The sequence below is a fragment of the Collinsella aerofaciens genome, assembly GCF_040926405.1.
Classification (GTDB): domain Bacteria; phylum Actinomycetota; class Coriobacteriia; order Coriobacteriales; family Coriobacteriaceae; genus Collinsella.
Genome location: NZ_JBCOIG010000027.1, coordinates 12,957 through 22,795 on the forward strand (window position 1 = coordinate 12,957; position 9,839 = coordinate 22,795).

The window sequence follows — 9,839 nt, forward strand, 5'->3', positions numbered from 1 at the left end:
AGATGTTACAGATCGAGACAGACTGAAAACCACCGCAAAGGGGCACCTTTGTGGTGGTCGCGTTCTCTACTCTTTTGACGAGCCCGTGCTTCCCGATTCGGCGTTCCAGGGCATCTCATCCTCGAATAGCCATGTACGAGCAGACCCACTATCGCGTGCAGCCTGCAGGTCGGGCAAGCAGGTCTGTTCATAGGCATCCTGAATGCACTGACCCATAAACTCGTTGAGCTCGGTCTGGTCGCCCTCCATGACATAGGCCACATCGCCGTCCATGATGTAGATGCCCGGACCCTCATTGCCCTCGTAACCCGGATCGTACGAGACATCACATAGCTTTGCGCCGTTCGCGGTATCCAGCTCGATGGAAGAGTGGCATCCGCCAACCATGTCGTTCGCTTTTGCCCGATAGGACGCATATCCGTACCAACGCTTAAAGGTTTTGCCTTTGAGCAGCTCGGTTGCTTTGCTGATTAGGCTCGCGTCCATGGTGTAGCGCATGGCCCCAAGCTGAATGCGCGGATAATTGCTAATGCCCAGCGCTGCCGGTTTCTCATCAAAATCAACAGTAATGGTCTCGGGTTTTTCGTCGCCGGTCAGAAGTTCGACTGATTGAGTCACAGGCTTAACCACCGGCTCCGTCACCGCAGCAGGCAGAAATGCCATACCGACAACGCCCACACCAACCACGGCGATCGCAAGCGCCAGAGCAATCAATCCAATACGGGCAGAGCGACTCACAGCAAAACACCTCGCAATGCAGATCTGCGTCATTTGCCCTAATGATACCGTCAGCTAACACTATCACCAAAAGAAGCCGCTCGCTCCCCACCACCACAAAGGAGACAGGCACCTTTGTGGTGGGTTTCGACGCTAACGGTCGACCATCTCACGCCATGAGATTAAACTTAATTTGTTATCTGAATTTATCTATTTCTATCTATCCTCAACAGCTTTTTGTTTCGGGGAGATCATATGAAGCCGTCTCATTCCACCGGTCGCAACGTCATCGCCATTCTCGCCGTACCCATCGTGATGCTCTTCCTTATCGTCATCACGCCCTTTTCTCTCGGTATCGCCTCGCCCTTCGATTTGTGCGGGATGGTCGACGCCGGCTCGCGTGCCACCTCGCTCTCCTTTATCTGCCGCGGCGTGTTTTACGAAGATAGAATTCCCACCGGATTTTGGCAGTCAAAGTTGCCACTGCTCGGTCAGATCGACGGATGCTCCCCCCATTTCTGCCTTGAACCTCAGGCGCTAAACTATCTGATCGACGACCAGCCACTCGACTCCATCACCCTCGCCTACGACTACGCACCAAACACCGATGAGCGCCACATGAACCAAGTCCTCGACAAGATGCTTGGACAGTGCGGGCTCACCGAGGAGGACGGTCGAACCATCTATAGCAACCAGAAATTAAAGCGAACAGAACTCCGCCGTGTCGGAAAAATCGAAGGGCGAAGTGGGGCCGCCTACTGGCAGGCCTGGGCAACACGCGACAAGAGCGAATTCGGACACAGCACCTATATGGTCACCGTCTACACCAAAGACGGAATTAAGGACAATGTTGACGATTTCGCGTCGTCCAAACTCGGCATCCCCAAAACAACCAAACCCGCCACCCCAGATGAAATCCTGTAGAGACATTCATTAAAATGCTGCCCAGCGATCACAATAACATCGAGCCCGCCCCCCACCACCACAAAGGGGACAGGCACCTTTGTGGTGTTTTTCGACTCCGGCGCTCATCTGTCTCGATCTGTAACATCTAGCGGCCGTTTTTGACCCCAGATGTTACAGATTGAGATGAAATGCTCAGCGGCGCCCGTTTATCTAAATCTGTAACAACTACTCGGCAAATAAGGGTCCACCTGTTACAGATCGAGATAAACAGAAGACACCCGAATCGATAATCTAAATCTGCAACACCAAGCCCACTTTTAACGGCCCAGATGTTACAGATCGAGACAGACTGAAAACCACCGCAAAGGGGCACCTTTGTGGTGGTCGCGTTCTCTACTCTTTTGCCGAGCCCGTGCTTCCCGATTCGGCGGTCCAGGGCATCTCATCCTCGAATAGCCATGTACGAGCAGATCCACCATCGCGTGCAGTCTGCGGGTCGGGCAGGCAGGTCTGGTCGTACGCGTCCATCACGCAACGATCCAAAAAATCGATCACCTGCTGCTGGTCGCCTTCAAGAATGTAGGTCACGCCGCCATCTTGGATATAGACGCCGTCCCCACCTCCGGCTTTTGCGTATTCCGGATTGTAGTTAACGGTGCGCATCAGTTTGCCATCAGATGAATACAACTTCAGCGTTGTATAGTAGCCACCGTTCACAGAACCACGTCGGCGCTCATAGGCATCCCAACCGTCCCAGCGTTTGAACGAACGCCCGTTTAGCAAGTCCAGCGCCTGTCGGGACAACTTCTCGTCCTTGGTATAGCGAGACGAGCCAAGTTCAATCATGGGGTAGTTGCTTATGCTTAGAATGCCCGGCGTTTCCTCGATATCGAGCGTTATCTCATCGGGCTTTGTAACGTCCGAAATCATTTGCCCGGGCATCGATGCAACAAGGGACGCCATCTCAACCGTCTGCTCAACCCCACTCGGCCCATAGAAGATAAGCGAGCCAAATAGGACCACGCCCGCAGCAGCGACGACGCAAGCCACCAACAGCAACAAAACAGAAGTGCAACGCTTCATCTTCAACTCCACAAACGAGAGTGTTTTGAGCTCACTTTAAAGCGCCAACTTCATACTGTCAATTCTAGATAGCATATGAACAAAGGCGCACTCCCCCATAGAGGAGAGTTGCAACCTCGATTTTAGCGCCCTCAAGACCCAACGAGCAGCACTTAACAAGTAGCCCCGGTTATACCTTTCTCTGACGCGACCCTCGCGAAGCGCGTGAGCGGCAGGGAAAGGTATAACCGGGGCGGACAAGTATGTGCGTTACTCGGCAGCGGCCTTGAACTTGTTGTAGTTGATCAGGCAGCCGGCCTTGACGATGGCACGCTCCTCTGCCGTCATATCGGCAATGTAGAGCTCAATCTGCTCGACCGCACCATCGGCGCGAACCACGTAAGCGGCGATGTCCTTCAGGTCGCCGTCGAGCGCGGCGCGGATACCCGGCACAAAGACGTAGTCGCCCACCTCAAAGCTGGGCTCGGCCTCCATCTGGAAGGGCACCATGCCCCAGTTCATCACGTTGGAGCGATAGCGCTTGGTAGCGTACTCGTGGACGATGTTGGCCAGGCCGCCAATTACGCGCTGGCAGCTCGCGGCCTGCTCGCGGGCAGAACCATCACCGGGCTTCTTGGCATAGAGCATGGAGCCGTACTCGGTCGTTTTGGCATCGGCAGCGACACCCGCGCCGGCCAGTGCCTCAAAAACACCGGCAAGCTCGGCATCGAGCGCCGCCAGGTCGCCCGCGGCCTCGCCGGCCACGCGGCGCTTCTCAACGGCGTCGACTTCCTTGGAGCGGCCCACGTAGGCCGGGTCACGGCGGCTGAGCGTAAACTCGGCCAGGCCCAGCGGGTTGGAGCGGAAGGAGCTCGTCTCACCCGAGGGAATGAGCTCGTCGGTCGTGGTGACCGGGTCCATGATCTTGGAGCACACCTTGAGCAGGATGTCGTCGCCGAGGGGCTCCATCGCGGGCCACGGCTTGATGTTGGGGCCCTCGACCAGCTCGTCGGCCGGCTCAGCCTTGCCAAAGCCCCAGTACACGCGCTTCTTGTACGGCGCGTCGTCAAAGGCGTACTCGCAGCCCTCGTCCCAAGTCTCCTCGGGCAGGTCGGTCGCCGGCGTCAGGACGCCGCCGTTGGCAGCCGTCGCCGCAATGGAGCGAGCGTCCATCAGGGCCACGGCGCTCAGCTGGCCATTACCCGGCTTGGAACCCTCGCGGTTGGGGAAGTTACGCGTGGTGTGGCGGATGGACAGACCGTTGTTGGCAGGCGTGTCGCCGGCGCCGAAGCACGGGCCGCAGAACGCCGTGCGCACAATCGCGCCAGCCTCCATAAGGTCGTAGATATAGCCGCGGCGTGTAAGCTCGAGTGCCACGGGCTGGCTCGTGGGATAGACCGACAGCGAGAACTCGCCGCAGCCGGTGTTGGCGCCCTTGAGCACGCGGGCAGCCTGGACCACGGAGTCGTAGTTGCCGCCCGAGCAGCCGGCGATAACGCCCTGCTGCACGTGCAGCTTGCCGTCGACGATCTTGTCGAGCAGGCTAAAGTGCGTCTTACCCTCGCCGATCTTGGCAGCCTCGAGCTCCACCTCGTGCAGGATGTCCTCGAGGTTCTCGTTAAGCTCGTCAATCTCAAAGCCGTTGGAAGGATGGAACGGCAGCGCAATCATGGGCTTGATGCTCGACAGGTCGACCTCGACGCAGCCGTCATAGTAGGCAACATCGGCGGGCTTGAGCTCGCGGTAGTCGTCGCCGCGGCCGTGCATGGTCAAGAATGCGTGCGTGTCCTCGTCGGTAGCCCAGATACTCGACAGGCAGGTGGTCTCGGTGGTCATGACGTCGACGCCGTTGCGGTAATCGGTCGTCATGTTCGCAATGCCCGGGCCCACGAACTCCATGACCTTGTTCTTAACGTAACCCTTGGCAAAGACGGCACGGATGATGGCGAGCGCCACGTCGTGCGGGCCGACGCCGGGGCGCGGGGCGCCCGTGAGGTAGATGGCAACGACGCCGGGATAGGCGACATCGTAGGTGTCGCGCAGCAGTTGCTTTGCCAGCTCGCCACCGCCCTCGCCCACGGCCATGGTACCCAGGGCGCCGTAGCGGGTGTGCGAGTCGGAACCCAAGATCATCTTGCCGCAGCCGGCGAAGTTCTCACGCATAAAGGAATGGATGACCGCGATGTGCGGCGGGACAAAGATGCCGCCGTACTTTTTGGCAGCCGAGAGGCCAAAGACGTGGTCGTCCTCGTTGATGGTGCCACCCACGGCACACAGCGAGTTATGGCAGTTGGTAAGCACGTAGGGCAGCGGGAACTGCTCCATGCCCGAGGCACGCGCCGTCTGGATAATGCCGACAAAGGTGATGTCGTGGCTCGCCATGGCGTCGAAGCGAATCTTGAGCGCTTCGGGGTCGCCGGACGTGTTGTGTGCCTGAAGAATCGAATACGCGATGGTGCCGCGCTTGGCATCCTCGGGCATCTGCGTAATACCGCGCTCGGCAGCCTCGGCCGCGGGCACGACCTCGCTGCCACCGCGCAGGTAGATGCCGTCCTCGTACAGCTTAACCATACTGTCTCCCACTCTGCCCAAAAGATTTGGGCGCATAGCATACATTCGTTCAATATCGTGCCATAGAACGGTTGCGAGTGGGTTACGAATCTGCGCGTTCACTTTATCTCAGTAAAGCAAAGGACGAGCACCTTGCATCACTCTTCTGACAAGGAGTGTCCCAAAGTGCCGGCACAAAAGGAACGTCCCCAACTGCCAAGTGCCGCAAGAATGTCCCCTTTGACCAGTCATTTAAGAACGTCCCCAATGACTACCGCATCCGGAGCAAGGCAACGCCGCAGGCAGAGGACGGACAGCGAGCGACGTCCAGAGCGGACAAGTTGGCATGAAAAAGGCAAGGCATAGACCTTCTGGTCATGCCTTGCCTTTTGAATGACAAATTGTCGCTCTGGACGTCACGCAGCGTCGGCCGGTCCGCCGTTCGGTAGAACGGCGGAACCTACAAATCCCCGCCGGCGCCCAGCAGCTTGCGCATGACCTGTTCGGGGTTGACCGAGCCGTCGCGCGGGGCCAGGGCGGTAATCTTCTTCTGCATCTTGTATTCGTGCAGCTCGTCCTCGAGCTGGCGCACACGGGCGCGGAGCTTTTCGTTCTCGCGCTCGCGCTCCTCGGCACGCTCCTTCATATCGAGAATGCGCACCACGCCGGCAAGGTTGATGCCCTCGTCGGTCAGCTGGTTGATGAGCTCTAGGCGCTCGATATCGGCACGCGAATACAGACGCGTGTTGCCGCCCGAGCGCTGGGGGTTCACCAGGCCCTTGGACTCGTAGACGCGCAGAGTCTGCGGATGCATGCCGGTCAGCTCGGCCGCCACGCTGATCATGTACAGCGGTTTGTTCCTATTGTCCTCGGCCATGCTACCTGATCCCTTTCCGTCTCGTTATCGTCCATCATAAGCCCGCGGGCACGGGCGTGCGCCACGACCGCCCTAGTACGTCGCCTTGTAACGGTTGACCTTCTCGCGATAGTCGCGCGTGTCAGCCTCGCGCAGCTTGGTCATGGCATCGCGCTCGTCATCGGACAGGTTCGTGGGAACCTGCACCTTGATCTCGACGAGCAGCGCGCCCGTACGGCCACGGTGCTTAACGTCGGGCGCGCCCATCTCTTTAAAGCGGAACTTCTTGCCCGTCTGGGTACCCGCGGGCACCTTCAGACGAACCGTCGCACCGCCGGGCGTCGGCACGTCCACCGTGCAGCCGAGCGCCGCCTCATAGACCGAGACCGGTATCTCCATAGTCACGTCGGCACCTTTACGCTTAAACAGCGGATGCTCCTCCACGTGCGTGGTCACGACCAGGTCGCCGCGCTCGCCGCCGGCAACGCCGTACTCGCCGCGACGCTTGTAGCGCAGCTTGCCACCGTCGACCGCGCCCGCAGGCACCGAGACCGTAATGGTCTGTTGCTCGCCCGTCGAGGGAATGCGGTAGGTGACCTTGTGCGTCACGCCGCGAAACGCGTCCTCGGCCGTCACATCGACGGTCAGCGACAGGTCGCCGCCCTTGCGAGCGCGGCTGCGGCCAGCGCCGGCACCGGCAGCGCCCGCAGCCCCGGCAAAGCCCGAGCCCCAATCGCTGCCCCAGGCGCCGTTGCCGCTAAAGATGCTGTCGAAGATGTCGCCCCAGCCACTGGCACCCGCGCCGGCACCGTAGCCGCCGCCATACGCGCCGCCTGCGCCCGGCATGCCGCCAAACATGAGCATCTGGTCGTACTCTTTGCGCTTCTTCTCGTCCGAAAGCGTCTCGTAGGCCTCGCTGATCTCCTTGAACTTGGCCTCGTCGCCGCCGGCATCGGGGTGATATTTTTGCGCGAGCTTGCGAAACGCGCTCTTGATCTCTTTGTCGGAGGCGCTCTTGGATACGCCCAGGATGTCATAGAAGGTTTTGCCTGCAGCCATCGTAGCTCCTCTCCTGTTTCATCCGCCGCCCAGCGGGCGGCGGCTCATGCTTTCATATGGCACTAGGCCAGAAAGGGCCCCGGGTGTTGCCCCGGGGCCCTTCTCAATTACTCCTCGGTGCTCTCGGCCGTATCGGCCGCAGCATCCTCAGGCGCCGCTTCGGGCTCCGGTGCGGGGCGCTTCTCGCCACCGTAGGTCACCGTCACCATCGCGGAACGCAGGATGCGATCCGCCATGCGGTAGCCCTTCTGGTACACATCGTTGACGGTCTCGTCGTACTGCGATGCGTCCTCGACGCGACCCACAGCCTGGTGCTCGAGCGGATCGAACGCCTCGCCCTTGGGGTCGATGGGCTCAACGCCCTCGTGCGCAAACACATCGAGCAGCTTGGCATGTACCGCGTCGACGCCATCGACGAACTGCTTAAAGTCGTCGGCAAGCTCCTGGCTGCGGGCATGGTCGATCGCACGCTCGATATCGTCGACCACCGGCAGCAGCGCAGTGACAAGTTTCTCGGTCGCGCGCTCGCGCTCGGCGATACGCTCACTGGCGGTGCGGCGACGGAAGTTCTCCCAGTCGGCCTGCAGACGGGCGGTACGCTCGGTGGCATCCTTTGCCTTGTCCTCGGCGGCCTTCTGGGCCTCTGCCGCAGCATCGAGCTCGCTGCGCACGTCGGCAAGCTCCTTTTGGGCCTGCTCGAACTTGAGCTTAAAGTCGTTGTCGGCGGCTTCTTCACCGGCGCGGATAGCGGCTTCCACCATCTCGTCCTCGGTCATCGTCGCCTCCTTGTTGGAATCCTCTACCTGGTTCTCGGCAGCCTCGGCGGCCTCGGCCTCGTTGGCCTCGGTAACGTCTGCGGCCTCTACGGGAATCTTCACGTCCTTCTCCTCAGAGTCAACGGGGGCGGCGCCAGCGGCAGCCGCCTCCGTGCGAGCTTTACGGGCGGACATGATTACTTGTCCTCGTCGTCCACAACCTCGTAGTCGGCATCGACGACGTCATCGTCGGCAGGCTGGGCGCCGGCGGCACCGTCGGTCTGCTGCTGAGCGTCGGCGTAGACAACCTGGGCCAGCTCGTAGGCCACGGACTGCAGAGACTCGCCGGCGGCCTTGATGGCCTCGACGTCAGAGCCCTCGAGCGCCTTCTTGGCGTCGGCGATAGCGGCCTCGGCCTTGGACTTCACGTCGGCGGAAACCTTGTCACCCAGCTCGTTGAGGGTCTGCTCGGTGGAGTAGCACAGGCTGTCGGTCTGGTTGCGAACCTCGACCTCTTCCTTCTGCTTCTTGTCCTCCTCGGCATGAGCCTCGGCGTCCTTGACCATGCGATCGACTTCGTCGTCGGAAAGCGCGGTGGAGCCGGAGATGGTGATCTGCTGCTCCTTGCCGGTGCCCTTGTCCTTAGCGGAGACCTTGACGATGCCGTTGGCGTCGATGTCGAAGGTGACCTCGATCTGCGGCACGCCGCGGCGGGCAGCCGGAATACCGGTCAGCTGGAACTTACCGAGCGACTTGTTGTCGCGGGCAAGCTCGCGCTCGCCCTGGAGCACGTTGATCTCGACGCTGGTCTGATTGTCGGCAGCGGTGGAGTAGACCTCGGTCTTGGAGGTCGGGATCGTGGTGTTGCGGTCGATCATCTTGGTCATGATGCCGCCCATGGTCTCGACGCCCAGCGACAGCGGGGTAACGTCGAGCAGCAGGATGCCCTCGACGTCGCCGGTGAGCACGCCGCCCTGGACGGCAGCGCCGTCGGCAACGACCTCGTCGGGGTTCACGGACATGTTGGGCTGCTTGCCGGTCATGGTCTTGACGAGCTCCTGGACGGCGGGCATACGGGTGGAGCCGCCGACGAGGATGACCTCGGTCAGATCGGAGAGCTTAAGCTTGGCGTCGCGCAGGGCGTTGGTGACAGGCTGCTTGCAGCGCTCGAGCAGGTCGCGGGTGATCTTCTCGAACTCGGCGCGGGTCAGCGTGTAGTTGAGGTGCAGCGGGCCGGACTGGTTCATGGTAATGAACGGCAGGTTGATGGTGGTCTGCTGGGCGGCGGAGAGCTCCTTCTTGGCGTTCTCGGCGGCCTCCTTCAGACGCTGCAGGGCCATGGGGTCCTGACGCAGGTCGACACCGTTCTCCTGCTGGAACTTATCGGCCATCCAGTCGATGACGCGCTGATCCCAGTCGTCGCCGCCCAGGTGGTTGTCGCCCGAGGTGGACAGAACCTCAAACACGCCGTCGGCGAGGTCGAGGATGGAGACGTCGAAGGTGCCGCCGCCCAGGTCGAAGACCAGGATGCGCTGGTCGGTGCCCTGCTTGTCCAGGCCATAGGCAAGAGCAGCAGCGGTCGGCTCGTTGACGATACGCTTGACGTTGAGGCCGGCGATCTTACCGGCGTCCTTGGTGGCCTGACGCTGGGCGTCGTTGAAGTAGGCCGGGACGGTGATGACGGCGTCGGTGACAGTCTCGCCCAGATACTTCTCGGCGTCGGCCTTCATCTTGGCGAGCGTCATGGCGCTCACCTGCTCGGCGGTGTAATCCTTGCCCTCGATGTCGACGACGGCACGGCCACCCTGGCCCTCCTTGACCTCGTACGGCACGGTCTTGATCTCGGAGGTGCACTCGGAGTACTTGCGGCCCATGAAGCGCTTGATGGAGAACACGGTGTTCTTGGGGTTGGTGACAGCCTGGTTCTTAGCGGC

General features: G+C 60.7%; 8 protein-coding genes. 1 reads left to right on the forward strand and 7 read right to left on the reverse strand.

Features of this window, described 5'->3' with window-relative positions:
• Positions 1 to 66 precede the first annotated feature (66 nt).
• The gene (locus AB5758_RS08405) at positions 67 to 738 is read right to left on the reverse strand and encodes a hypothetical protein (RefSeq protein ID WP_138375309.1); all 672 of its coding nucleotides are present in this window, start codon (positions 736 to 738) and stop codon (positions 67 to 69) included.
• Positions 739 to 972: 234 nt separating this feature from the next.
• On the opposite strand from AB5758_RS08405, the gene AB5758_RS08410 reads away from it, so the two are divergent.
• On the forward strand, positions 973 to 1,641 hold the full coding sequence (locus AB5758_RS08410; RefSeq protein WP_195544654.1) for a hypothetical protein: 669 nt from the start codon (positions 973 to 975) through the stop codon (positions 1,639 to 1,641).
• A 375-nt stretch (positions 1,642 to 2,016) separates the two neighbouring features.
• Here AB5758_RS08410 and AB5758_RS08415 read toward each other — a convergent pair whose 3' ends face one another.
• The 6 genes from AB5758_RS08415 to dnaK form a co-directional block, all read right to left on the reverse strand.
• Complete coding sequence (locus AB5758_RS08415) at positions 2,017 to 2,718, reverse strand: hypothetical protein (protein ID WP_368155492.1); 702 nt, start codon at positions 2,716 to 2,718, stop codon at positions 2,017 to 2,019.
• A gap of 237 nt (positions 2,719 to 2,955) precedes the next feature.
• A complete protein-coding gene (locus tag AB5758_RS08420; protein ID WP_225094113.1) occupies positions 2,956 to 5,256 on the reverse strand; it encodes a hydratase in 2,301 nt (766 codons plus the stop codon).
• A 439-nt stretch (positions 5,257 to 5,695) separates the two neighbouring features.
• Complete coding sequence (locus tag AB5758_RS08425) at positions 5,696 to 6,112, reverse strand: heat shock protein transcriptional repressor HspR (RefSeq protein ID WP_006235210.1); 417 nt, start codon at positions 6,110 to 6,112, stop codon at positions 5,696 to 5,698.
• A 72-nt stretch (positions 6,113 to 6,184) separates the two neighbouring features.
• On the reverse strand, positions 6,185 to 7,150 hold the full coding sequence (locus AB5758_RS08430; protein WP_196026358.1) for a DnaJ C-terminal domain-containing protein: 966 nt from the start codon (positions 7,148 to 7,150) through the stop codon (positions 6,185 to 6,187).
• Positions 7,151 to 7,257: 107 nt separating this feature from the next.
• Positions 7,258 to 8,100 carry a nucleotide exchange factor GrpE gene (locus tag AB5758_RS08435; RefSeq protein WP_368141827.1) on the reverse strand — a complete coding sequence of 281 codons (843 nt, stop codon included), beginning with the start codon at positions 8,098 to 8,100 and terminating at the stop codon, positions 7,258 to 7,260.
• Positions 8,101 to 8,102: 2 nt separating this feature from the next.
• Positions 8,103 to 9,839, reverse strand: a 1,737-nt coding sequence (gene dnaK, locus AB5758_RS08440) for a molecular chaperone DnaK (RefSeq protein WP_368155493.1), incomplete at its 5' end; no start/stop codon positions are given.